This is a genomic window from Paenibacillus terrigena DSM 21567, from assembly GCF_000374845.1.
Classification (GTDB): domain Bacteria; phylum Bacillota; class Bacilli; order Paenibacillales; family Paenibacillaceae; genus Paenibacillus_K; species Paenibacillus_K terrigena.
In genome coordinates this window covers 23,300-47,954 of sequence record NZ_KB895432.1, presented here as the reverse complement: position 1 = coordinate 47,954, position 24,655 = coordinate 23,300, and the positions used below count along the sequence as shown (strand labels likewise).

The 24,655-nt window shown below is 43.5% G+C and carries 21 protein-coding genes; 19 read left to right on the top strand and 2 right to left on the bottom strand.

The annotated features are described in order from the left end of the window. Positions 1-62 precede the first annotated feature (62 nt). From C558_RS0128310 to C558_RS0128255, 12 genes are all read left to right on the top strand, one after another. Positions 63-932, top strand: coding sequence for a sensor histidine kinase (locus C558_RS0128310; protein ID WP_018759670.1), 870 nt, complete (start codon positions 63-65; stop codon positions 930-932). Beyond that, on the top strand, positions 929-2,284 hold the full coding sequence (locus C558_RS0128305) for a right-handed parallel beta-helix repeat-containing protein (protein WP_018759669.1): 1,356 nt from the start codon (positions 929-931) through the stop codon (positions 2,282-2,284). Before C558_RS0128310 ends, C558_RS0128305 begins: the two co-directional genes overlap by 4 nt. After that, the gene (locus C558_RS0128300) at positions 2,281-2,829 is read left to right on the top strand and encodes a nitrous oxide reductase accessory protein NosL (protein ID WP_018759668.1); all 549 of its coding nucleotides are present in this window, start codon (positions 2,281-2,283) and stop codon (positions 2,827-2,829) included. The genes C558_RS0128305 and C558_RS0128300 overlap by 4 nt, the downstream gene beginning before the upstream one ends. 25 nt (positions 2,830-2,854) lie before the next feature. Continuing rightward, positions 2,855-3,676 carry an ABC transporter permease gene (locus C558_RS0128295; RefSeq protein ID WP_018759667.1) on the top strand — a complete coding sequence of 274 codons (822 nt, stop codon included), beginning with the start codon at positions 2,855-2,857 and terminating at the stop codon, positions 3,674-3,676. After that, on the top strand, positions 3,669-4,382 hold the full coding sequence (locus C558_RS0128290; protein WP_018759666.1) for an ABC transporter ATP-binding protein: 714 nt from the start codon (positions 3,669-3,671) through the stop codon (positions 4,380-4,382). Before C558_RS0128295 ends, C558_RS0128290 begins: the two co-directional genes overlap by 8 nt. A gap of 50 nt (positions 4,383-4,432) precedes the next feature. Then, a complete protein-coding gene (locus tag C558_RS0128285; RefSeq protein WP_169445444.1) occupies positions 4,433-4,918 on the top strand; it encodes a redoxin domain-containing protein in 486 nt (161 codons plus the stop codon). Between the two features lie 211 nt (positions 4,919-5,129). Beyond that, positions 5,130-6,287, top strand: a complete 1,158-nt coding sequence (locus C558_RS0128280; protein ID WP_018759664.1) for a glycoside hydrolase family 88 protein — start codon at positions 5,130-5,132, stop codon at positions 6,285-6,287. A gap of 90 nt (positions 6,288-6,377) precedes the next feature. Further along, positions 6,378-7,997, top strand: a complete 1,620-nt coding sequence (locus C558_RS0128275; protein WP_018759663.1) for an extracellular solute-binding protein — start codon at positions 6,378-6,380, stop codon at positions 7,995-7,997. A 115-nt stretch (positions 7,998-8,112) separates the two neighbouring features. Next, positions 8,113-9,057: an ABC transporter permease gene (locus tag C558_RS0128270; RefSeq protein ID WP_051106938.1), complete on the top strand. Its 945-nt coding sequence runs from the start codon at positions 8,113-8,115 to the stop codon at positions 9,055-9,057. 15 nt (positions 9,058-9,072) lie between these two features. Next, complete coding sequence (locus C558_RS0128265) at positions 9,073-9,951, top strand: carbohydrate ABC transporter permease (protein WP_018759661.1); 879 nt, start codon at positions 9,073-9,075, stop codon at positions 9,949-9,951. Between the two features lie 98 nt (positions 9,952-10,049). Further along, positions 10,050-12,440, top strand: a complete 2,391-nt coding sequence (locus C558_RS0128260; protein WP_018759660.1) for a helix-turn-helix domain-containing protein — start codon at positions 10,050-10,052, stop codon at positions 12,438-12,440. 242 nt (positions 12,441-12,682) lie between these two features. Continuing rightward, a complete protein-coding gene (locus C558_RS0128255; RefSeq protein ID WP_018759659.1) occupies positions 12,683-13,258 on the top strand; it encodes a DUF3995 domain-containing protein in 576 nt (191 codons plus the stop codon). Positions 13,259-13,685: 427 nt separating this feature from the next. Here C558_RS0128255 and C558_RS0128250 read toward each other — a convergent pair whose 3' ends face one another. Further along, complete coding sequence (locus C558_RS0128250) at positions 13,686-15,209, bottom strand: DHA2 family efflux MFS transporter permease subunit (protein ID WP_018759658.1); 1,524 nt, start codon at positions 15,207-15,209, stop codon at positions 13,686-13,688. Between the two features lie 11 nt (positions 15,210-15,220). Further along, positions 15,221-15,859 carry an efflux RND transporter periplasmic adaptor subunit gene (locus C558_RS0128245; protein ID WP_018759657.1) on the bottom strand — a complete coding sequence of 213 codons (639 nt, stop codon included), beginning with the start codon at positions 15,857-15,859 and terminating at the stop codon, positions 15,221-15,223. Positions 15,860-16,015: 156 nt separating this feature from the next. Between C558_RS0128245 and C558_RS0128240 the strand changes: the two genes are divergently transcribed. The 7 genes from C558_RS0128240 (at position 16,016) to C558_RS0128220 (ending at position 24,214) form a co-directional block, all read left to right on the top strand. Then, positions 16,016-16,567, top strand: a complete 552-nt coding sequence (locus C558_RS0128240; RefSeq protein ID WP_018759656.1) for an NAD(P)H-dependent oxidoreductase — start codon at positions 16,016-16,018, stop codon at positions 16,565-16,567. Positions 16,568-16,571: 4 nt separating this feature from the next. After that, on the top strand, positions 16,572-16,976 hold the full coding sequence (locus tag C558_RS0128235) for a hypothetical protein (RefSeq protein ID WP_018759655.1): 405 nt from the start codon (positions 16,572-16,574) through the stop codon (positions 16,974-16,976). 918 nt (positions 16,977-17,894) lie between these two features. Then, the gene (locus C558_RS0128230; protein WP_018759654.1) at positions 17,895-19,844 is read left to right on the top strand and encodes a GTP-binding protein; all 1,950 of its coding nucleotides are present in this window, start codon (positions 17,895-17,897) and stop codon (positions 19,842-19,844) included. A gap of 660 nt (positions 19,845-20,504) precedes the next feature. Further along, positions 20,505-22,604, top strand: a complete 2,100-nt coding sequence (locus C558_RS0128225; protein ID WP_018759653.1) for a DUF5054 domain-containing protein — start codon at positions 20,505-20,507, stop codon at positions 22,602-22,604. Positions 22,605-22,877: 273 nt separating this feature from the next. After that, positions 22,878-23,222, top strand: coding sequence for a hypothetical protein (locus C558_RS34085; RefSeq protein WP_156826299.1), 345 nt, complete (start codon positions 22,878-22,880; stop codon positions 23,220-23,222). Next, on the top strand, positions 23,206-23,388 hold the full coding sequence (locus C558_RS35260) for a GNAT family N-acetyltransferase (RefSeq protein ID WP_083927302.1): 183 nt from the start codon (positions 23,206-23,208) through the stop codon (positions 23,386-23,388). Before C558_RS34085 ends, C558_RS35260 begins: the two co-directional genes overlap by 17 nt. A 193-nt stretch (positions 23,389-23,581) precedes the next feature. After that, entirely contained in the window at positions 23,582-24,214 is a 633-nt protein-coding gene (locus C558_RS0128220; RefSeq protein ID WP_018759652.1) for a LysE family translocator, read from the top strand. Positions 24,215-24,655 lie beyond the last annotated feature (441 nt).

The window sequence follows — 24,655 nt, the reverse complement described above, 5'->3', positions numbered from 1 at the left end:
AATATTGAAAACTTGATATATGACATACGAAGAGTGATCAAATCGCAAGAAAGGAGAACAACATGACGTACAAGCAGATCAAGTGGACAATCCTGTTCATTCCTACAATCACTGTTGGATTATGGGAGTATGTCAGACACCAGTTTTTATTGCCTTATATTTCGATGGATCTTGGGAATTGGCTTACCCCTCTGATTGTATACCTCGTGAGCGTAACATTATTAAATAAGCTATTTCACATGTTAGAGAGAATTCGACGTGAATTAGAGCAAGAGAGAACAGCCAAATTCGCTCTGGAAGCAAGAGAAAACTTAGCCAAAGAACTTCATGACGGGATTGCACAATCACTGTTTTTGCTATCTGTAAAGATAGATCGATTGGAGAAGAGCGATGAGCAGCAGTCGCAACTTCAAGAAATTTATAATATCAGAAAGACCGTTCACGAGGTGAATCGCTACGTGCGTCAAGCCATTTCGAATTTAAGGTACGAGGATACGACGGTGAAGCTTATGAACTTGAATGAGGCGCTTGATGTTGAAGTTCAGAAAATAGCAAAAGAGGTATATGTGGATATCGATGTATTCTGGGAGCTCCAAGATGAGATGTTAACGCCAAAAGAAAAGGTCGAGCTGTTAGCCTGTATTCGAGAAGCTGTGTTAAATATCGAAAAGCATGCAAACGCGTCTAAAGGTTGGGCTCAAGGAGAAGGGGATAAACAGAACTGGAGAGTAACGATCAAAGATAATGGCAAGGGATTTGTTGGTAATCCGTTCCAGCTGACAGATCGTTATGGTCTGAACATTATGAAGGAAAGAGCAGAAGAAATGAACTGGGAACTGAAGCTATTTCGGGATAACCATCATACCCATATTATGATATCTAAACGAGAAAATGAGGCTGGTTGTGAAGTGAATCACAAGATGAAGGTATGAAGAAGGCAGAGCAGACTCTAATCTACCGATTACTATTCATTGCGCTTCTGCTTATATGTCATCAAGTATTGAATATGGAGGAAGCTCTAGCAAGTACATCGATCGGTCAAGTGAATTCGCTTCAGGCGATTATTGATCAGCTGGACGCAGGTGATGCAATAGAGCTTCCACCGGGTACATATGCTGGCCCTGCAACGATTGACAAGATGGTATCCATACGAGGAAACAGTGAAGTTACGCTGTTGAATCCATCCGGAGCGCCTGCGATTTCAATTCTCTCGGACGGGGTCCATCTAGCGAACATTCAAATTAAAAACAATGCCAGCGGCGACCAATCACCAGCCATTCTGGTAAAGTCTCACCAAGTAACACTTGAGGACCTTACGATTCAGACCAGTGGATATGGGATCATTCTTCGCGATGCCGATCAAGCAATTCTTCAAAATAATACGATCACATGGTTCAAGCCTGAGGCGAATAAGCCAAAGCAAAAAGGCAATGGCATCGATCTGTACAATTCGAACGGTACGCTAATCAAGAATAATCACATTACAGGGGTAAGAGATGCAATCTATCTCGAGAAGAGCCGCAATGCGAGAATTCAAGGGAACAAACTGTCACGTACTCGTTACGGCATCCATTGTATGTATATCGACGGCTCTTCTGTTATCGATAATGAAGGCCAATATAATATAACCGGCGCTATGGTCATGGGCGTGAAGAATGTCGTCGTGTCTGGGAACGTCTTTCGCAGACAAAGCCAGAATGTCCATTCGCAAGGGATATTGTTATATGATGTGCAGTCTTCTTCGATCAATAAAAACGTTGTAGAAGGCAATCGAGTCGGAATCTATATGGAACAATCATCAGAGAATGAATTAAGTAATAACGCAGTGCTTCGAAACTTCATAGGCATCCAGTTGATAAATTCGAATAGTAATCAATTTCATGGCAACGAATTTATTGCTAACGTCATTGAAGCGGAGGCGGCAGACAGTCAGAAGAACGAAATGATGAGAAATTATTGGGATTCATTTCAAGGATTAGACCTGAATCATGATGGGACAAGCGAGATCCCTTATGCGATTAATCCGTTCTATCAGCTTCTAGTCACGCAAACGCCAGCGTACCAACTTTTTTTCCAATCGCCTGGCATGACATTTTTGAGTGACATGTTCACGAATGGGCAAGAGGATTGGTCTACAGACTCATCTCCGCTCATGAACGCCGATATTAGCCATACGGTATCGACAGAATCTGCGAAAGGATCCGCTGATGTTCTGGCTATCGGGTTGCTGCTTTTATGTACTGCAATTTATACAATAATCTATTTGGGGGTAATGAGAGAATGAAAAAATTAATTACGGTATGTGCGTTATTTCTTGGACTGATCATGTTGGCTGGGTGTGGAGACAAGTATGAGGCTCTTCCGATTAACGAAGATACAGATGTTTGTGCAATTTGTAATATGCAGGTAAAAGATGATGCTTTTGCAACACAACTGACAACAAAAGATGGGAAAAATGTTAAATTCGATGACATTGGTTGTATGCATAAATGGAAGGAGCAGCAAGGAACAGAGAACATAGGGATGGATTATGTCCGCGACTACAATAACAAAGAATGGATTGAATATGATAACGCAACTTACGTGTATGATGCTTCATTCCGCACACCAATGGCTTATGGAATCATCACGTTTAAAGATAAGAAATCAGCTGAAACTTTCGTATCGGAACAAGGCGTAGGTAAAATTATGAACGCGAAAGAGCTGGCAAGTCATGATTGGAAACAAAATACGGATAAGATGCAAATGATGGATGAAGATGGACACATGCATAAAGAGGATCAGAAAGGTATGGACATGAAAAGCGAAATGACGTCGAGTCACAAATAATACGGAACCAAGTTGGAGATAGATTATGAATGATATGTTACAAGTGGCGAGAAGAGAAATAAAAACAGGGTTTCGCAATCCCTGGTCCTATACTTTTCTGATTCTATTCTGCGTGTTTAGTCTATGCCTACTGGTCATAAATTCTCAGAGTATCGTTCAAGGATATTCTGGTGTTACGGGATCCATGTTAAGTCTTATTCTATATTTGCTTCCGCTCATGACCTTGTTTCTTGGTTCCTTCTCCTTGACGGCAGAGAAAGAGGAAGGGAGCTGGCAATTGCTATCCACCTATCCCATTGGAACATTGTCGTTTATTGTAGGCAAATATATCGGGTTGTCGATTGTTCTATTAACGATCGTTGCTTTCGGATATGGACTCATGGGGGTTATCAGCGGTTTAGTAGGTATGAGTTTTGCTTCATCGACATACGTTCTCTTCATTGCATTTTCGTGCGGATTGGTCTTATTGTTTTTAACGTTGGCTTTGTTAATCGGTTCTTTGTCTAAAAATCGTTGGCAAGCGTTAACCGTCTCCGTATCCATATGGTTTTTTGCGGTCATTGGCTGGCAGACAATCCTTATATCCGTCTTAAATTTCTTGCCCTATACGTGGATAAAGCCTACGTTGGTCGCACTGACCTTCATCAATCCAGCTGAACTGGTCCGATTGTTCGTCGTCATTAAGCTTGGCGGCGGATCGATCTTGGGACCAGAATATTATCAGTGGGTTGAATGGATTCAGCGATCAAGTGGCAGTTGGCTCTTTATTGCGGTTTGCTTGTTATGGATCAGCTTCTCTATCATGGTTGTCTATTGGTTATGGGAGAGGGGGCGATCCCATGGATAATGACGTAGTGAAGGTCGTTGGGTTAACTAAAATCATAAAGAAACAGACGATCGTCAAAGACATTAACTTTCATATTCCTTCCGGGCAAGTTCTAGCGCTTTGCGGTGGCAATGGAGCGGGGAAAAGTACGGTTCTTCGAATGATCTCGGGAATTATGCAGCCAACGGCTGGCGAAATTTTCGTGAATAACTTCCAATGGAATAAAGATAGGAAAACGTTCTCGCAACAGATTGGATATATGCCTGATGACTATCAATTCACCCAAGGGTTAACAGCACAAGAGGCGCTAAGCTTCTGGGCCGCATTACGACAAGTTCCTAAGGAACGAGTGGATGAAGTGCTTGAACTCGTCGGACTTGCGGAGAAGCGAAAAAGTCTGGTCCATACCTTTTCTAAAGGCATGCGTCAGCGTATTTTATTCGCGCAAGCATTACTCAATAAACCCCCGTTGCTTATTATGGACGAACCGACGAATGGATTGGATCCCTTCTGGATGAAATCATTTGTTCAGCTCTTATTGAACATCAAGCGGGACGGGCATACCGTCATCTTCTCCACGCACCAACTCGAAATAGCGGATGAGGTGGCTGATCAGATTCTATTCTTGAATAAAGGCTTAAATGTCGGGGAAGGTTCAACGGAGCATTTCCGTGATACTTTCGGTTCCATTCATGCGGCGTTTCATCATAGTCTGGGTCTTTCATGATGGGAGGTCACAAGAAGAATGGGAAGATTCGATTCCGCCCTGTGACGACAATGTTAATAAGCATCGCTGCTGTATTGGCCGTCCTTTGGATCATCGTGTCCGCACAAGCGGACGGATTACGCTCAAAATCTAATGCAATGACGGTTGGTTCGCAAGCTCCTGATTTTACCGCAACAACGACATCAGGGTTGCCTGCCAGCCTATCTGCATATCGCGGAAAAATCGTATTGATTAATTTTTGGGCTTCTTACTGCACACCATGCGTAAGAGAGATGCCGCTTATTCATCAGCTTCTTCAATCACGGAATTCTGAAATAGCGTCCTTGTTCATTAATATTGGTGAAACAAAAGGTACCGTCCGAGCATTTATGGAGGAACATCAATTTGCGTTTCCAGTCATTATCGATACTACCGGCAAGATATCCAAGCAGTATGGAATAATCGGTCTACCGGCTACTTTTATCATTGACGAAAATGGAAATATTAGCAAAATCGTTCAGGGTGAAGTGCAAGGCGCTGCGTCTTTATTATCTTAATTTATCCAACCTGTGTGAATTGACCGCTGGGGGCTACCTCTGGCGGTTTTTTTGCGCATAAAAATAGTAGGTGAACGATTTTTCATGCCTACATACTTTTTTTCACCTATATAAAAACAGCAGTACACCTAAAAAATTGGAAATTGTAGGCGGTAGCTCTCTTGCTTACAATGAACCCAGATAGGCTAACGACCACTTGGGAGGAATGTCAATGATCGAGCAATTCACAACAGTGAATCCGCTTACAAGAGCACGCTGTGACGAAGCCATGGAATTTATTATCCGCCAAATGAATCGTAACCTGGAGACATTTGCAGATACGTTCCCCTCGGAATGCAGTACGAATCAAGTGTACCGACAAGTGGGCAATGTGGCGTGGACGCCAGGGTTCTGGACAGGCATGCTGTGGCTTACGTATGAAGTTACAGGAGATGAGAAATATCGTCTCGCCGCTGAAAGCCAACTTTCGAGTTATCGTCAGCGGGTGGATGAACGACGGTATACGGAGACGCATGATCTTGGATTTCTGTATACGTTATCCTGCGTATCAGCCTACAAGCTGACGGGTAATGAAGATGCGAAGCAATTAGCCATTGAGGCGGCGGATCTGCTATACGCGAGATATTTAGAGAAAGCTGGCATTGTCCAAGCTTGGGGCAACCTGAATGATCCGAAACAGCAAGGACGGATGATTATTGATTGCCTGATGAATTTACCGCTTTTATATTGGGCAAGTGAGGTCACAGGGGATCCAAAGTATTATAATGCTGCCGAATCGCATGTTCATCAGTCTGCAAAGTATTTAATCCGTGAGGATGCATCTAGTTTCCATACCTTTTATATGGACACGCAAACAGGTGAGCCGAAGTACGGAAGTACCGCGCAAGGATATGCAGATGATTCATGCTGGGCAAGAGGACAAGCATGGGGGATGTATGGGTTTCCGCTGTCTTATCGATATACGGGGGATCGTGAGCTTATTGCGCTTACAACGAAGCTATCGAATTATTTTCTTGATCGACTGCCGGAGGATCTAGTCTGTTATTGGGATCTTATCTTTACAAGTGGCCCAGAAGAGAGAGACAGCTCGGCAGCTGCAATCGCCGTATGCGGATTATTGGAGACAGCCAAACACCTGCCGTTGATGGACCCGAACCGACATAGATACGAGAATGCGGCCTTGTCTATTTTGGATTCACTGATCGCACATTATATGGCCGAGGAGGTATCGGAATCGAATGGAATTCTGCTGCATGCAGTATACGGCAAACCGAATGGAACGGGGATCGATGAGTGCTGCATATGGGGTGATTATTACTTCTATGAGGCATTGGTACGCGTCACGAGGGATTGGAAGCCTTACTGGTAAAGGTGAGGCCAGGAACCTACGAATTGATGCTCATCAGTAGACATGGAATTAGATACGTTATATTTTAACTAATAAAAAGGAGGCGCTTTCATGAAAGGAAAGGCAAAGAAATTTGGAGTTATCTTGTTAACATCCTTACTTGCATTATCTATCGCAGCTTGTAGTACATCAGGTGGGGAACAGTCACAAGAAGGTACAACTGCCGATGGGAAAGCGACAGAGAGCGCTAAGCTGACGAATTTATCATATTGGGTGAGCATGCACTCCGCGGCTTCTGCGCAAATGAAAACCTATGCTGAAATGGGTATGTATAAGGAATTAGAGAAAATTACCGGCGTGAAGGTTAACTTCGAACATCCACCTACGGATGCTGCGCAGGCTAAAGAACAGTTCAATCTCATGATGGTCTCAGAGAAGCTGCCGGATGTGATTGAAACCTCGTGGATTGGATATCCGGGGGGCCCAGAGAAGGCGATTCAAGATAATAAAATTATCAAGCTGAACGATCTTATCGATCAATATGCCCCGAATCTGAAAAAGCTGTTAAACGAACATCCGGATTGGAAGAAGCAAGTCACGACAGATGATGGCAACATGTATATGTTCCCGTTCTTCCGCGGCGGTGATAAGGTCCGTGTATTCTATGGTCCAGCGATCCGTAAAGATTGGTTGGATAAATTGGGTTTGGCGGTACCGACAACGATCGATGAATGGTATGAGGTTCTAACAGCATTCAAGGACAAAGATCCGAACGGCAATGGCAAGGCGGATGAAATCCCATTATACCTCACGTTAGATGACGTCGCTACGGATGCTCCGTTCCTCGGCGCATGGGGGATCAACTATGGTTTCTATCAAGACGGGGGCCAAGTGAAGTACGGTCCGACGCAGCCGGAGTACAAAGATTTCCTGACGACCATGAACAAATGGTATCAAGAAGGCCTAATCGATAAAGACTTTGCAGCACCAAACGGCAAGCTGTTCGATGCCAAAATGACCGGGAATCAGATGGGGGCCGCACCGGTGTATAATGGGGGCGGAATTGGTAAGTATGCGAATTTGATGAAAGATAAAGATCCGAAGTTTAATCTTGTTGCGACGGATTATCCCGTGCTGAAGAAAGGCGATAAGCAGATGTGGGGACAGAAGGATTTTGCAACGAATGGAATCGGGGCCGCCATATCCACGAGCAACAAGAACCCGATCGAGACCGTGAAATGGTTGGATTACGCTTATGGCGAAAAGGGTGATCTGCTATTTAACTACGGTAAAGAAGGTGAAGCCTATAGCATGGTCAATGGCGTCCCTACCTTCTTGCCTGAAGTATTGAATCCACCGAGCGGTGTAAGTCTTCAGCAGTCCTTTGCGAAGCATAATCGTTCCACCTGGAGTGCGCCATTCGTCCTGAGCGAGAATTTTCAAATGCAATATTTAGCTTTAGACAACCAAAAAGATGCCCTTGCGATCTGGTCGAAGCCGACGGGTGAGCGCAAAATGCCGCTTGTTACGCCAACCAATGATGAAAGTTCCCAATTCGCTTCGCTCATGACCGATATCAACACCTATAAAGATGAGATGTTCCTGAAGTTCATTATGGGTGCAGAACCTCTCGATAACTTCGATAAATATGTCAAGAAAATTCAAACGATGGGTATTGAAGATGCGCTGAAAATTCAACAAGCAGCACTAGAACGGTTCAACAAGCGTTAATCGTATCAATCATGGTGAGGTCAGGGAGAGGATTAGGATCTTCTCCCTGCTAACCTAAGCAGAATCTACGCGAAGGGCAGGAACACAGATGAGGCAAGTCTTGGACAAGGGACCGATGAATAAGCGATCGGTTAAGAGGAAGAACGAGTCGTCGACTTGGCATATCACGGGCAAGGATATCCGCAGAAATTGGATGATTTATCTACTAGCGCTACCTGTGATCGCCTATTATCTCATTTTTCATTATGGGCCGATGTATGGTCTTCAGATCGCATTCAAGGATTTCTCTCCCGCACGGGGAATCTGGGGGAGCCCATGGGTTGGATTCAAGCATTTCATGAGTTTCTTCGATGGTATTTATTTCTGGAGATTAATACGGAATACACTGCTTATTAACATTTATGAGCTGTTGTTTGCATTCCCGGCTGCTATAATCCTCGCGCTCCTGCTGAATGAAATTCGTGGGATGATGTTCAAACGTTGGGTGCAGACCATCTCGTATTTACCTCATTTTATTTCGATTGTAGTTGTGGCAGGCATGATGTTCGATTTCTTAAGCCGGGACGGACTCATCAGCCAATTGCTCGGATTTATCGGGATTACGCCGATTGATTTCTTGAAAGAAGCGGGTTGGTTCCGATTCCTGTTCGTCTCCTCGGGGATATGGCAAGGGATTGGATGGGGTTCGATTATTTATTTGGCCTCGATTGCCAATATTGATCCAACGTTGTATGAAGCGGCCAAAATCGATGGTGCAAACCGGTGGAGGCAGACGTTCCATATCACCATCCCCGGGATTATGCCAACGATTGTCATCATGCTGATTCTGAATATGGGGAATATGCTCTCTGTCGGTAGCGATAAAGTACTACTGCTCTATAACCCGTTGACCTATGAGACAGCGGACGTGATCTCGACGTATGTCTATCGCAAAGGGATTCTCGAAGCAAGTTACAGCTTTACGGCAGCAGTTGGTCTATTCAACTCCGTAATTAGCTTCATTCTTATTGTATCGGCGAACGCCATCAGCAAACGCGTGTCCGAGAATAAACTGTGGTAAGGAGGGATCCATGACATGGGTGCACAAACCGTTGGTGAGAAGGTATTCGGCATTTTCAATACGATACTGATGCTGGGTCTATGCTTTGTTACGTTATATCCGTTCGTATATGTGTTGTTCGCCTCCTTCAGTGATGCTACGGCCTTCCTCCAACATCGCGGGCTGCTGCTTCGTCCCGTTGGTTTTAATTTGGATGCGTATAAGGCCGTTTTTCAGAATCCAATGATTATTAGCGGATATAAGAACACCTTATTCTATGTGACCGTTGGAACGGCAATTAACTTATTGATGACAGCAGTGGGAGCCTATGTACTCTCGCGGCGCAATCTATTCTTTCGTAACTTCTTAATGTTTGCCATTGTATTGACGATGGTATTCCATGGGGGCCTCATTCCTACATTCATGTTAATTAACAAGCTGGGCATGATGAACACCCCTTGGGCCTTATTGATTCCGAGTGCGATCTCAACCTTTAACTTAATCATTATGCGGACAGCATTCCAAGGCATTCCCGTATCACTGGAGGAATCAGCGAAGATCGATGGCGCCGGGGAGCTGACGATCTTGTTCCGGATTATCATTCCATTATCGATGCCCGTCATGGCAGTTATGATTCTGTGGTATGCCGTCGGACATTGGAACTCCTATTTCTCCGCGCTCGTGTATCTGAGAGATCGTACGTTGTATCCATTACAACTGGTCCTTCGGGATATACTGATTGCGAATTCGACGGATTCGATGTCGACGGGGGCTGCTGCGGATGATAAATACGCGATTGGAGAAACGATCAAATACGCCACGATTATTATTTCAACGCTGCCGATTATCTGTCTGTATCCATTCCTGCAGAAGTATTTTGTGAAGGGCGTGTTGATTGGTGCGATTAAGGAATAAATAGGTATCCTAACCTGCCTGCCTGCATTATAATACTCGTAAACGCTTTCATATGGGTATTAATGTAAGTTAACTTTGTGAGGTAGGGGGGATCAATCGTGAAATGGTCACTAGGATTGCTTAGGTTTCGTCATTTGAAAAGTGTATGGATCACGATGGTTATCTCCAATTTAGTCATGCTGCTCATCCCTTTATCCATTGGTGTTTTTCTATATGGCAAAGTAGAAGACAGTCTCGAGCAGGGCGCGAATCGATCGAATCAAGCCATGCTGGAGCAGCTCAAATTGTCACTCGATATTGAATTGAAAGAAGTAGACAAGCTGGCGCAGCAGATTGTATTCGATCCGAAACTCGATTATTTGCTCAAGTTAGAAGAGGACCAGAGTGGTTTTGACCGCTATAAGTTTATCGAATTTATGCACGGGCCGGCTTTTCGCTCGAACCTCCGTTCGAATTTTATATTGGATTATTATGTATACTTCCGCAAGAGTGACCTGGTGCTGAAATCGGGTCTGTTAACGGATTCTCGCAAATTTTATGACATGTACTACAGCTATGAAGGTAAGACGTATGAGGCATGGCGAGACGAAGTGTTACACGGATTTCATACGATGGCCTACTTACCTTCGGCTACATTGCTCCGACGTTCAGAAATGGATCCGATGAAGAGTATTGAGAATACACCGCTGGATGTCATTACCTTTACACAGTCACTACCAGGCCGCGATCGAAAAGATATTACAGGTAGCTTTGTCATTCTCATTGATAAGAGCCGCGTGAAAGAAATGTTCGCGCAAATTGAATATGCGAGTGACAGTTCTATCTACGTCGTCGATGGTGAGGGCCGAACCATCATGTCCACGGAGCAAGACCCGCTTCCTCCCTCATTGTTACGTCAAATCCATAACAATGAAGGCTTGTTCAATGAAAAGTTGAACGGTGATCCGAAGGTAGTCTCATACACTTCCTCTGAGAAAGAGGGATGGAAGTACATCCTGGTAACGCCGCGAAGTGTCTATATGCAGCAATTGAATCTCATTCAAGAATGGACGCTGATTCTATTTCTCCTCTGTTTAGGGATTGGCGTAATTGCTGCGGTTATCATCGCTTACCGTAATTACAGTCCGCTCCGTAAAGCTGTCAATGTTATCCCTAGGGGAACGGGATGGCAAGGGCGGCATGCTGTGAACGAATATGAGCTCATCCAGAGGACCATTGAAGATTCCCTCCAGGAAGAGCGAAATTTACGCAACCTATTAGCGAGACAGGCGCCTGTCCTTCGGTCCAACTATTTATCTCGACTAATTAGGGGACAAATGGATGTCGATACGACAGAGAAAGGCGTGCAGTCGCTGCAATTTATGGATATTACGTTTATGAGTGAATATTTCTCGGTGATGATTATTCAACTGGATAGTATTGCAAGATTTCATATCGAACACGACGAGCAGCAGTGGGCATTGGCCCGATTCATTATATCGAATGTCGGAACGGATATGATTCAGGCTCCGCATCAGACCTTCGCGGTGGAACTGGATCGTGATCGTGTTGTATTCCTGAATAACTTCGCGGCGGATCGAGCCGAAGTGATGGACTCGGACATTCAAGAGATGGCCGAATCGCTCAAGCACATGATTGAAGACAGGTTCCATATTGATATTACGGTCTCCGTCGGACTGACGCATGTAGGAGCGAAGAGCATCGGCGAGAGTTACGCGGAAGCGGTCGCGGCACTGGAATACCGAATTATTAAAGGTGGCGGTACCATCATTTATTTCCGGGATATTACCAATGTCCATTCCCATTACTATTACCCGATTGATATTGAGGTTCAACTCATTAATTTCGTGCGAAGCGGAGATATGGACAATGTGCTGAAGCTCCTTGATACGATCTATGCTATGAACTTCGAATCCGGCAGCATCACGCCGGAAGTAGGGAGATGCTTGTTCTTCAATATGACCAGCACATTCCTCAAGATCATGAACGCGACAGGTACGGATCAGCGGGTTATTCTCGGCCCTGATATCGACCTGATCAAAGATATCTTCTCCTATGAGACGGCTGATAGTATGTATCGGCGCATTCAACAATTGTACGAGATGCTCACGGGATCATTCGTTATCGAGCGAACGGATCATCGTGTGCAACTGCTTCAAGATATGGAACAATTTCTGGACGAGAATTTCACCGATCCGAATTTGGGTCTTGTGATGATCTCAGATCACTTTGGCATGACACCTCAATATATCTCTACCTTCTATAAGAAGTGCAGCGGGTTGAATGTCATTGATTCGATTACCCGCAGGCGAATTCAGAAGGCCAAGATACTCATGACCACCAAGGAAATGACCAATGCTCAACTTGCACAATTGGTGGGGTATACAAGTGACGTCGTATTTATCCGTGCATTCAAGAAAATTGAAGGCGTAACGCCAGGTAAATATCGGGAGAATTTCCAGACGTTTATCTCGGACGAAGTTGGATAATTGAAGAATCAAGTTTACAGTTAAGTTGGAAGGATAGCATGGTACGAGGGAATCTCGTCTGTGCTATCTTTTTTGTAAAAGACTCAACGTACGGGCAGTATTAGTCAACACTTCTTATCATTCACGTATAATTTATAAGTAAATGTTGGATTGAAAGGGATGGGAATCTTGCTAATGGTATCAAACCTGTTCAATGACTATAGTTCGAACGAAAGAGTCACAGGAGGTGTGTTCCGATAGATATGAATTCGCAAACCCAACAATCGAAAACAAAATCGCTGGTTTGGTCGGGTTACGTAGTGTTTATTTGGTCCATTTCCTATATGCTTCCTCACCTTTATTGGGCTTTAGGTGGCAAAAGGGGTGGGGGTATTCTAAAACCTAATATAGTACATTCGCTCCATTTTGAATTTATTAATTGGATTGCAACTGTATTTCTAACCGTTGTCGGACTCATTGGTCTTGCATTTATTTATTGGAATAAGGGTAGAGTTTCTAGTTATATGTTGTTATTTATATCCTGGGCAGGGTGTTCGTTATCCGCTTCGCACGGCATTTTTGGAATTGTTTATCGAATACTTCAAATCAGTGGGGGAGTTGGTTTGGAGTCGGGATCATTTCACATCCATGAAGATGCCTATGTTTTGTGGGATCTAATGCTCTTTGAACCGTGGTTTTTGATCGAGGGGATTTTATTAGGCATTGTAGGGTTGTGTTTCTTGAAAGAAGGTGGTAGTAGAAAGATCTGGCTGGCGGCTTGCATATTCGGCGTTATTTTCGGCTTGATCACTGGGATTATGGGTGTGCGATTTGCATAAGCAATCAAGAACGGATAAATATATTCTAAACAGAATTATATAAATGATTCGATTTTAGAAAAGGATCAGAGATGAAATCCAATGATTGAACTAACGGGAAACTATACCGCAATAACCATTAGAAATAGGCAGCCGAGTTTATCGGCTGTCTTTTCCCTGCTAAAGGGCAGGATAGTTTCAACAAAGTTTATTATAGTCCATAAGTAGAGTTTTCTATTGTAACTACTGGGCAGAAGCTTGGATCATCTGCTGGGGAATGAAAACGTGTAATTAAGTATGCGCACATTTGTAAGGTATTGGCAAGTAAACAGGACTAAAAACATAGATTTGGGGTTGCACATGGCTCAATGAACGCAAAAAGAGCCATAGAAGCGATTCTATGGCTCTTTGGTAAAGATACGCTTTGCCAAATAGAGGCTGCATCCGATTATCCTTCCGATATTTTCTTGGGCCGCTTCAAGAACAGCGAGAAGAAAATACCAATGACAGTAATGATTGTCGCAACGACGAAGGCATCGTTAATTCCGCTGATGGTGGATGCTTTCGTCACCAATCCTCCAATGATCGATAACGTATAAGCGCCGCCCATTTCTGAAGGCAGTCCTGTAAGCGATGAGATGCCTGCACCCAAGTTTGCGAAGTTCTCGGATGCAATCGTATTGCTCAGCGTCAAATTGTTCGAATAGGATGCCACATGTTCGGTTGTTCTTGTCGACATCACCGTTACAAGTACTGCGGTTCCAAATGAACTGGCAACCTGGCGCATCGTATTGGACACCGCCGTGCCATGGCTCTTTAATTTCGGAGGCAGCGCATTGAGCCCCTCGGTCATGATCGTCATCATAATGAAGGAAATCCCGAAACTTCTTAGCGCATAGAGCGTCATCAGGTGGTAATACGTCGACTCATCGGTTAACTTCGTGAACTGATAGGTTGTAATCGAAGTGATAACTAATCCGATGATCGCGAGCGGCCTTACGCCAAATTTATCAAATAACGTACCCGAGATCGGCGACATCACACCCATCAGCAGTGCTCCAGGCAGCAGCAGCAACCCCGACTCCAAAGCGGTATAGCCCCGAATATTCTGAACATAAATCGGGAGTAGGAGCATCGCCCCGAACATTGCCATATTCACGATGACGCTTACGACGGTCGACATGGTAAAGGTGAGATTTTTGAATACCGTCAAATTCAAAAGAGGGCTGCTTGTTGTCATCTCCCTTATGACGAAGAAGATGAGGGATAGGACTCCGACGATAATGGAAATATCCACGACAGGATCTCCCCAGCCTCTGCTTCCAGCCTCGCTAAGCCCATACAGCAGCGCTCCAAAGCCTACGGTCGATAAGACGGCCCCTTGCCAATCCAGCTTAGGGTAAGTGAGCTTCAGTATATTAGACAAATATTTGAACGTCAGGATGACTTCGATCGCGCCGAGCGGAACCATGACAAAGAACAAGATGCGCCATGAAAAATGCTCCACCATGTAGCCTGCAAAGGTCGGTCCGAGCGCAGGCGCGAACATCATCGCAATCCCCATCATGCCCATGGCGCGCCCCATATGCTCGGGGGGGAAGATGCGCAGGAAGATATTGGTGACGAGCGGCATCAATACGCCCGCTCCAATGGCTTGCACGATGCGGCCGACCAATACAATGGAGAAGGTCGGGCCCAAGCCGCAAATGAGGGATCCGATCGTGAACATCGCCATCGCCATGGCGAACAGGATACGGGTCGAAATGGACTCCATCAGAAAGGCACTGATGGGAATCATAATCGCATTGGCCAGCATGAACCCTGTTGATAACCATTGAACCGTCGTCGTGGACACATTCAAATCCGTCATCATGTGCGGGATGGCAACATTCACCATGGTTTGGTTCAAGATCGCGATGAACATCCCCAGAATGAGAACGGTAACCGTGGGTGCTATACTTTTTTCGCTCATGTGGCCCCCCCTTATTTATGGATACGTATAGATACGCTCATCCCGGGAACCAATCCGAGACCGCGATACCCGTCCAAAGAGATTTTGATAGGAATGACTTGCGTCACCTTCGTATAATTTCCTGTCGTGTTGGAGGTAGGTAATAGGGAAAAGGTTCCGGCGGTTGCAAGTCCAATCTGATCGACCTTGCCTGTCAGTGCCGTACCGGGAAAAGAGTCTACGTAAACATCGACGGTCTGATTCACTTTCACGTCGTTAATCTGAGTCTCTTTCACATTGGCGGTGACGTACAAGTCCCCTAGATCGAACGCTTTCGCAAGCGACATTCCTGCTCCGACAACGGTATTGACCGCGGCGTTTTGTAGGACGATTGTAGCGGAATGTGGCATCTTAATGGATACATTGCCTTTATCCGTGAGCACCGTGCCAAGATCTTGCCCAGCCGTATACGTATCGCCTACCTTGCCTCGCCAAGACTGCAGCAAGCCTGGAGACGTCGATGCTATCGTGATAGCTTGACCGTCTACCTTGGCATTGTCCGTTGAAATATAGTTGATGGACTGATTGTAATAGTAGACGGCAACGGCACCTCCCCCTAACAGAATGAGAAGTACCAGAATATTCACAATGACAATTCGAGAGCTTTTCATTTCGATCGATTCCTTCCTATTGCAGAGCAATTGTTAGTGTGTTGGAACTTAGTGTTTCGATAGCGCTTGCCAATTATCCATAAAGATGGATAGTAATAGGACGATCGAGGAAAAGTATATAGCAGCAAGTAAAGAGATGTTGGAGGGAAAGCATGCATGAACATATATATCGTGTACGACAGCGAGGATGGCCATACGGAGGCTTTGGCGAAGGCAATAGCGCAAGGCGTACAGGGCGTTCAAGGAGCTCATGCATATCTGTACCATGTGGATCAAGCGGATGTTCATGAACTTGAGCGCATGGATGCGATCATTTGGGGTTGTCCTGGGCATTTTGGCAGTATCAGCGCAGGTCTGAAGACGTGGATCGACAAACTAGGTTATTTATGGGCTCACGGTAAGCTGGTGGACAAGCTGGGGGCAGTCTTCTGTACGATCGCGACCGAACATGGCGGTATTGAAGCTACGATGTTAAATTTGATTACGCCGATGCTTCACCAAGGTATGATAATCGTTGGATTGCCGGCTACTGTTCCCGAAAATGTGTTATATGGATCGTACTACGGCGTAGGGATCACTTGCCGCTTGGAAGAATCGCCAGACGATTCACCCAATTTACCGAGCGAGGATGAAATGGCACTAGGAAAAGCATTAGGCGAACGCGTCGCGCGCTTAGCGGGCAAAATGACAGGCCGAGGGGTGAGATGATCGAATGCTCATTATCGGATATGGCATTGTGGCGCTTGTTGTCATTATCATCTTAATCATAGTGAACGTACGGCATGCGAATCGGTCATCTAGGCAAGGATCATCCACAACAACTGACTCCGTAACGAAGACAGAACCTGTTACCGAGACGGTAACGGAAGCCGAGTTGCACGAGGATGCTCCGCTCACCGATGAGCCTCTCGCAAGCGTAAGTCAGGATACGCCAGTAGAACGGGAGGTTGTCTCACCGTCTGCAGCAAATAACGCATCCTTCCGGCAATCGCTCAGGCAATTAAAACAAACCACGGAGAAAACGGATAACCGGCAGCCCGTCAACTTCGGCAAGATGTCCGACGCCGATTACCGGAAAGCGATGCAAACCTTGCGGAACGCTTCAAAAAAAGAGTAGCGCCGAATTCGCTTCGAAGTTGTGAATCTTAGAAGAGTCGTCATCATTCGCAGATTATTCTGCATGGTGGCGGTTTTTTTGTTCATAGAACGAAGTCAACACACCACCTTGGGATGCGACGAGAAGTTGCGTATATTTTTGGGTCATAGTTAGTGTGATCTGCGAATAAGAATGGATTTCGCTTTCTAAAATGGACATGTCTTTTGCTACCCAATGTTTGATGCAATCATTATAATAAAATCGGGTCTTCCAGCAATAAGAGACCTTATATGTTATTAGTTCCTATTGTTTTTTGGTAAATTTATTACACTTGGATATTTATTAAAAGAATACAAAAGAAAAAATTATAATTGGCTGTTATTGAACTAACGGGACACGTTAGTTCAACCATGACAAGGCTGCCAGCTCGTTTGGCGGCCTTGTTGCGCTAACATTCAGTTTAGTTTAATAAGCAGGTATTTATTTGAAGGGGACGAATTATATAACGAAATTCCTATAAATTAAATTTTCTTGATAACTCGGATACAGTCGCAGGAGTGATAATCGTGAAAACAACCAAATCACACAATTGTATCCGATACACATCCAACAAGTCGAATGGGTATTCCGACGATCAGGTAGGCATTAAAACGGATCGCTGATTGGGGGAGAGCTCGAAGATTCAAGGCATGTTGGGGCATCAAAAAGCATCAACCATACAAATTTATGCCTAGCTGCGTGGGGAACGTCGACGAGTACTCTACCACCGTAAATATGAAATGGATATAAGAATAACAGTTACTCAACTAAAGGGAAGTTTAACGCAACCATTGCTCTGATTATTAAGGTAAATGGGGGGTAATTGGAGAATTCTTCGAAAAGCGGTAGATAAAGAAAGGGAATTATATTATGGACACAGTAGATATAGAGGTATTTACAATGGGACAACAACGCAACGTCGGCATTTTTGCGCATGTGGATGCGGGAAAGACGACAACGACGGAGCATATGTTATATGAGAGCGGTCGGATTCGATCCTTAGGCAGCGTGGATGCGGGCACCGCTTTGACGGATTCGATGGATATTGAGAAAGAACGAGGGATTTCGGTTCGAGCAGCGATGACATCTTTTCAATGGAAAGGGCAATCCGTGAATCTCGTAGACACCCCGGGCCACGTGGATTTTCTGTCCGAAGTAGAACGATCCTTACGCGTCATGGACGGTGCTGTGCTGATTATTTCCGCTGTCGAAGGTGTGCAGGCTCAGACGGAGGTGATCTGGAACGCGCTACGCAAGCTGCGGATTCCAACTCTTATTTTCGTGAACAAAATGGATCGTATCGGAGCGGATGCAGCATCTGTGATGGAAGGTATTCATAAATATTTGTCTGCTGATGTGATCCCGCTTCAAGTGCCCATCGGTGTCGAACAAGATTTCCGGGGAGCAGAGAATGGTTGGATGAACGGAGATGAGTCGGTCTATGAATTCCTTGCGGATCGGAACGAGGACTTGCTTCAGCGTTATTTGAACGGTGACACGATCAACCTATCCGATTGGAAACAGCATGCGATCGATATGTCGCAGCGGGCAGAGATCTTTCCGCTCTTCTACGGTGCGGCAGGTAAGGGAATTGGCGTAACGGCAGTCATGGATGCCATGGTTGAATATTTGCCCGCAGCGCAGGGAGATACGGAAGCGCCGTTGTCAGGGATTGTGTTCAAAATTGAACGCGATAAGACGATGGGGCGGATGGCATATGTTCGTCTATATGAAGGAGTCATGCGGAATCGGGATATGATCTATAATCATACACAGCAGTTAGAAGAGAAGATTACGCAAATTCGTAAAGTAGACGGTGGACGGTCAGAAGATATCGGCGTCCTTCAAGCCGGAGATATTGCCGCTGTCTGCGGGATGACGCAGGTCCGAATTGGGGATATGTTGGGTCGACCGGACGCGATTCCGGATGAAGCGCGGCTTGCTGTACCGCTCTTGACGGTTCAAGCGCATTGGGTGAACGAAGCGGAATATCCGAGGGTTGTTCAAGCGCTGCAAGAACTATCTGATGAGGATCCGCTGCTTGACGTGCAGTGGATGCAGGATGAGCGGGAGCTCCACGTGAAAGTGATGGGCCCCATTCAGCTGGAGATCCTAACGAATATGCTGGCAAATCGGTATGGGCTGCAAGTACAATTCGGACAACCCTCCGTCATCTATAAAGAAACGCCGGCACTTGCCGGAGAAGGGTTTATTGCCTATACGATGCCGAAGCCTTGTTGGGCGATTCTCCGCTTCAGGATTGAGCCTGGGCCGCGCGGCAGCGGTCTGCACTATGAAGCCGATGTTCGAACGGAAAAGCTGCTCCTCCAGTATCAGAATGAAGTGGCTCGAAGAGTTCCCGAAGCGCTGCAGCAAGGATTGCATGGCTGGGAAGTTACGGATTTGACGGTGAAGCTAATCGATGGCGAGCATCATGTATGGCATACGCATCCGCTTGATTTCGCCGTAGCGACGCCTATGGGCATTATGGACGGACTGGCCAATGTAGGGACGCAATTGCTGGAGCCGATCTTACAGTTCCGCATTGTCGTACCGGAGGAGTTCGGTGGGCGTGTAATGAATGACCTTATTCTGATGCGGGGAACCTTTGAACCGCGAAGCCTATATGGAGACAGGATGGTCATTGAGGGTCGGGTGCCTGTAGCTACATCCCTAGATTATCCAATGGAGCTGGGTTCTTTGACGAAGGGGCGGGGAACGATTGCAACCTTTTTCGATGGATATGAGGTCTGTCCACCTGATGTGAAGGCGGAGCGCCAACGGCGCGGAGTGAATCCGTTGGATCAATCGAAGTACATTCTCAGTGTGAGAAAGGCTTTGCAGGGGTAACTCAATCATAAGAATATATGTGGAAGAGGAGAATCTGTGAGAGTAGGTTCTCTTTTCGTTTTATTAGGTCAGCCAGAAACTTCTGGTTGGCCTCATTTCTTTAGGTGCTAAACCTGCTTGCTATATTGGATGAATCCACTAGAATTAACCATAAAACATTTAATGCCTCTATTTAGCAGCAGCTATCCTGCGACAATCCATTATAGATGAAGATGTTCCAACGTGTGTCCCATATTGCGAAAATCCATTATAGCAAGTCGAGTCTCCTCTAGTGCTTACAAATTCAAATGTTCTCTGCCTTAGAAAGGACGCCAAATGTCCAGTGAAAATAAAGTTGTAGACTGTGAAAATATAGTATTAAACTGACGTTCCGTTATTTAAACTAACGGGCAGTTTAATTAAACAATTCAATTAGAGTATTAATGACTTTTTCGCGATTGATTTGGTTTTATCAGATTTTATCGTATGAAACAGGTGGTAGACACATTAAAATGTCAGGATTTTATAAAGATGTGTCCGTATAAAATAAATACTAGACGTATGGAATGACCTATTATTACTTCGAATACCCCACAATATGCGGAGATGTTAAGTGAAATACCAATAATTAATTATTAAGAGGTATTTTATGAGAGATCATGATTCAGAGTCCGAATTGGAATGGCCGAACCTTGTAAAAATCAAAAGTGGAGTAAAAGCCTGAAAGCAATTATTTCACGACGTATTATGACTAAGAAAGGCGTGATTATAGAAATGAAAAAAATCTATGTGGTAAACAAAACTCATTTTGACATTGGTTTTACCGATTTAGCAGAAAATGTCTTGCACAAGTATTGCCATGATTACATTCAAAACGCAATCACTTTAGCTGAAGACTTAAGAAAAGAAGGCAAAGACTTTGTTTGGACAACAGGTAGCTTTATTATTGAATATTACTTCAAAAACATGGATGAAGAAGCTTGTAAAAAGCTAGACGACGCCATAAAGAAAGGTTACATTCGCTGGCACGCAATCCCGTGTACGTTTGAATCTGAAACTATGACACCTCAAACTTTACATTACATGACTTCAATCTCAAAGAAGTTAGATGCTCGTTATGGATACAAAACAACAAGCGCAAAGATGACTGACGTCCCAGGACATACTATCGGGATTGTTGATGAGTTATATCGTCAAGGAATTAAATTCCTACACATTGGTGTAAATGGCTCGAGCTCAATTCCAGAAGTTCCAGATACATTTCTATGGAAGAATGGCGAAAGTGAGATAATTGTCTCTTATTCAGACGACTATGGTGGCGTAATCGGAATTGATTGCATGGATAACAAGCTGGCGTTTATGCATACTCATGATAATAGTGGTCCAGGAACAAAAGAGAAAATTAACGTCTTTTTGTCAAAAATGGCGAATGAGTATCCAGACTATGAGCTTGAAATGACTTCAATGGATCAGTTTTCAAATGAAATTTGGGAAGTACGTGACCAACTGCCAGTTATTACAGAGGAGATTGGGGACACATGGATTCACGGAATGATGTCTGATCCGAAAATCATTCGTGATTATCGGATTTTAACTAATTACATGTCTGATAACAAAATAGAAAATGATGATGCTAATTTCTATGCGATGTTAGTTCCAGAGCATACTTGCGGAATGGATATCAAACGCTATTTCAGTGACTATATGAATTATGAAAAGAAAGACTTCCAACGAGCGCGTAGTTTAGACCAAATTACCGATCTTGATTTAACCTACGCTTATGGAATTGTTAAAGATGCAACTGTTGGCGAAATGCAATTCACTTATAATGAGTGGACTGATCGTTCGTACAAATTTTATGAGTCTTCATGGAAAGAACAACGCAAGAACGTTGATCGTGCAATAGCTTGTTTGGAGCCTAAGGATCAAAATAACATTAAAAAACTTATCGAAGTTCCATATCATATCTTTGAAAACCAAGGTATTGAATGTGGTTTGGAAGAATTGATTTCGGTAAACGGGTATCAAGTTATGTTTGCTAGCGATGGTTCAATTAACCACTTAGAAAAGGATGGAACACTTTACTTTGATCAGGACAACAAACTCGGGGTTCTGAGCTATACAATTGCTGGGCAAAATGACTATGATAACCTACGTTACAACTATTTGCGTGAATTACAACATAATTGGTGGGCAATTGACTTCTTAAAGCCAGGAATGGAAATTCAAAAACGCATTCAATTGAATGAAAATTTCACACCACATGTTGTGAAATTAGTTAAGGAAAATGATTCGATTATTGCAACTTTAAAGTATAGCCAAAGAGCTGTGGAGGAGTATGGTGCTCCAAGAGTTGTAAAGGTTAAATATCAATTTGGAGATAAAGTTGAAATTGCACTTTTATTAAAGGATAAAGATGCAATTCGTTATCCAGAAATTTATTCTTTTGACATTACACCACGTTTGAATTCGCCGTACTTAACTAAGATTCGTAAAATTGATACCGTTATTTCACCTTTTGAAGTGGTAGGTCACGGAAATAAGTTGCAACACATGATTGAAGAGTTAATTTACGATGGTAGCGATAAAAAAATCAATATTAAACCTATTGATGCCCCTCTTTTGGGAATCGGAACAAATAACAATCTAAGTTATAACAACAAATACCATCAAGACAACAATAAATTTACGTTTACACTATTGAACACAACATGGGGAACTAATTTCACGATGTGGTATGAAGAAGATATTTTCGCTCGTTTTGAGTTAGTGTTGGTATAAAAATTTCCTGCGAACATAATTCACTCTGTTCACAGGGTAAACAATTATTACACTGGAAATGGGCATACGCCGATGCCTCTTCATCAAAAAAAACAGTTTATTCTCTTATCTAGACTGTTTTTTAGGTACATTTAGACCGTTTAAGCGATATTCCTTCAAGATGTGTTTGATAAAGTATTCTCAGGCTAGGTCATTAAGCTAACGGGACACGATAGCTTAATAAATAACTAAAACGCGGCTGTCGGCAAAAATCGGCAGCCGCGTTGCATTATCGTGCAGGATAATTTATTGGGAACATCGAATTATCAATTGGTATTATCCTTCTTTTTAGGAGGGTTTATTTTATACGAAATAAGAACATACCTGTCAGAAGACATACAACAAGTATTGAAATTATCCAAGCAATGGGCTACTGAAGAAGTCACCATTGGATATGAAAATGTCAATCATACTGAAGAGAGCTTGATTAACGCTCTAAATGATTACTTTCTTGTTGTAGGCAGAGGTATTGTGGGCTATTCATTTGGCACGGTAAAGAAAGGGAATGCTGAACCAGTAATTTCACGGGGAGATAACTACTTAGAAATAATACGAAGTATACATACATGTAGATCATAGAGGACAAGGATTAGGAAAAAGACTTATAAAGGAGTTAATCTCAAAAGCAGAAGAAAACAGTGTAACGCGAGTGTTAGTTGGATCATCAAATAAACGGTGGAAACAAACAGCAAGATTTTATGATGAACTTGGATTTAATATGTGGTACGTACAAATGTATAAATAATCGACTGAACTAACGAGACAGATATCTTAATAAATAACTAAAACGCGGCTGCCGGCATAGATTGGCAGCCGCGTTGCGTTAACGGGCAGGATAGCAACAAGATTACATGTTAATCAATGATTGACTTGATGTCTTACCTATAGTATTGTTTCTTCTTTATGTATTTTAAAAATGGGGAGGCGGAAGTAACAAAATGTTTGGAATAATAAATTACGAAGTATTTTTGCTTACAGGAATTCTTTTAAATCTAATTCCTGGGGCAGACACAATGTATATTGTTGGAAGAAGTGTTTCTCAGGGTAGGAAAGCTGGAGTGTATTCTGTTTTCGGTATTATTAGTGGATCTTTAATCCATACTTTGTTAGTTGCTTTTGGATTGTCAATTATACTTACAAAGTCCATTGTATTATTCAATTTTATTAAAATAGTTGGAGTTATTTATTTAGTTTATCTGGGAATTAGAATGTTACTGGATAAATCAAATTTAAATTTTAGTGCATCGAAAACAAATAACCACAACCCCATAAAAATATACTTACAAGGGATGTTGACAAGTCTTACAAATCCAAAAGTATCTTTATTTTTCCTATCCTTTCTTCCACAATTTATTGATACAAAGGCTTCTGGTCCAATCTCATTCATAATTTTAGGACTGACATTTTCATTCACTGGATTGATTTGGTGTCTTTTTGTTGCTTATTTTTCCTCTTTCATCACTAAGAAGATAAATGTAAACCAAAGAATTGGTACCTACTTAAACAAAATAACTGGGATTATATTTATCGGATTAGGATTAAAATTACTTGGAACGAAAGCACCTCAATAAATTTGGCAACATTGTTAAAAAAATTTACTTCGCAAAGCTAACGGGAAACGATAGCTCAATAAAGACAGTAAAAGGCAGCCGACTTCTTTTGGTGAACTGTACCCCAATTGTTAGACACCATCTAACAGTTGGAGGTGCAGTTCATTTTTTATTTCGACTGCCTTTACCTAGCTTACGGGCAGTTTAGCGTGGTGGCAGACAGATGCTTCGCAGAAATATTGGAACAGCAAAAACAAAATCAACCTTCCATTTAATAGGATATTATTGCATGATAATTAGAGCAATAGAAGTGATTTGAAAGTGGGGGGGAAGAATACGATCCGATAGGACAGATCAATAACCAAAGCAAGCATGAGCTTCGCATTATTATATCAACCAGAATATACTGGTTTGCTTATTTTTCAGTCATCTGAGGCACAACGCATTAAGCTAACGGGACAC

Bases quoted from the DNA above. Each gene is read 5' to 3' on its own strand.
- C558_RS0128310 (WP_018759670.1), top strand. From the start codon at position 63: ATGACGTACAAGCAGATCAAGTGGACAATCCTGTTCATTCCTACAATC.
- C558_RS0128305 (WP_018759669.1), top strand. From the start codon at position 929: ATGAAGAAGGCAGAGCAGACTCTAATCTACCGATTACTATTCATTGCG.
- C558_RS0128300 (WP_018759668.1), top strand. From the start codon at position 2,281: ATGAAAAAATTAATTACGGTATGTGCGTTATTTCTTGGACTGATCATG.
- C558_RS0128295 (WP_018759667.1), top strand. From the start codon at position 2,855: ATGAATGATATGTTACAAGTGGCGAGAAGAGAAATAAAAACAGGGTTT.
- C558_RS0128290 (WP_018759666.1), top strand. From the start codon at position 3,669: ATGGATAATGACGTAGTGAAGGTCGTTGGGTTAACTAAAATCATAAAG.
- C558_RS0128285 (WP_169445444.1), top strand. From the start codon at position 4,433: ATGTTAATAAGCATCGCTGCTGTATTGGCCGTCCTTTGGATCATCGTG.
- C558_RS0128280 (WP_018759664.1), top strand. From the start codon at position 5,130: ATGATCGAGCAATTCACAACAGTGAATCCGCTTACAAGAGCACGCTGT.
- C558_RS0128275 (WP_018759663.1), top strand. From the start codon at position 6,378: ATGAAAGGAAAGGCAAAGAAATTTGGAGTTATCTTGTTAACATCCTTA.
- C558_RS0128270 (WP_051106938.1), top strand. From the start codon at position 8,113: ATGAATAAGCGATCGGTTAAGAGGAAGAACGAGTCGTCGACTTGGCAT.
- C558_RS0128265 (WP_018759661.1), top strand. From the start codon at position 9,073: ATGGGTGCACAAACCGTTGGTGAGAAGGTATTCGGCATTTTCAATACG.
- C558_RS0128255 (WP_018759659.1), top strand. From the start codon at position 12,683: ATGAATTCGCAAACCCAACAATCGAAAACAAAATCGCTGGTTTGGTCG.
- C558_RS0128250 (WP_018759658.1), bottom strand. From the start codon at position 15,209: ATGAGCGAAAAAAGTATAGCACCCACGGTTACCGTTCTCATTCTGGGG.
- C558_RS0128245 (WP_018759657.1), bottom strand. From the start codon at position 15,859: ATGAAAAGCTCTCGAATTGTCATTGTGAATATTCTGGTACTTCTCATT.
- C558_RS0128240 (WP_018759656.1), top strand. From the start codon at position 16,016: ATGAACATATATATCGTGTACGACAGCGAGGATGGCCATACGGAGGCT.
- C558_RS0128235 (WP_018759655.1), top strand. From the start codon at position 16,572: ATGCTCATTATCGGATATGGCATTGTGGCGCTTGTTGTCATTATCATC.
- C558_RS0128230 (WP_018759654.1), top strand. From the start codon at position 17,895: ATGGGACAACAACGCAACGTCGGCATTTTTGCGCATGTGGATGCGGGA.
- C558_RS0128225 (WP_018759653.1), top strand. From the start codon at position 20,505: ATGGCCGAACCTTGTAAAAATCAAAAGTGGAGTAAAAGCCTGAAAGCA.
- C558_RS0128220 (WP_018759652.1), top strand. From the start codon at position 23,582: ATGTTTGGAATAATAAATTACGAAGTATTTTTGCTTACAGGAATTCTT.